We start from the raw sequence: 487 nt of genomic DNA, 5'->3' as shown, positions 1-487 counted from the left end.
TAGTACTCCAGTGACAGTGATCCTTACGTGGTCGCGGCCCGCATGACGTCCGCCTGGTTGGCTCGGATCCGGGTTTGGAAGTGGTAGTGGCGGGCGCGTGCCTGGTGGCTACGGCGCCAGTCCGACCACCAGGTGATCATCGCTGCTGGGATAGCAGCCTGTCCGAACAGGGCGAGGACGTGCCGGATTTCGTTGAGACTGAACGGGATCATCCCGGTTCCGGCTGGTTCCGGCTGCTCGGGGATCGCGAGGCCACGGCCGTCACGCTGGTAGCCCACCGCCCTCGTCGCCGGAGGGCGCTGCGGCGGGTTCTGCTCGCGGGTCTTCGCCGCGGTGACCGCAAGCCAGGAATGAGCGAGCATCGCCAGGGTGATGTGACGATACCAGGCGTGGTACATACGGACCTGGAAATGGTCGAGACCGACCTCGTTCTTCGCCGCCTGAAAACATTCCTCGATTCCCCACCGGCGTCCCGCGACCGTGACCA

The 487-nt window shown here is 65.3% G+C and carries 1 pseudogene; it reads right to left on the bottom strand.

Features of this window, described 5'->3' with window-relative positions:
* Positions 1–23: 23 nt before the first annotated feature.
* Positions 24–487 (bottom strand): annotated as a pseudogene (locus AC08OU_RS17125) (IS701 family transposase); the annotation flags it as partial.

The organism is Frankia sp. CcMO1, from assembly GCF_977945845.1.
This window is presented reverse-complemented; position numbering and strand designations above follow the sequence as displayed.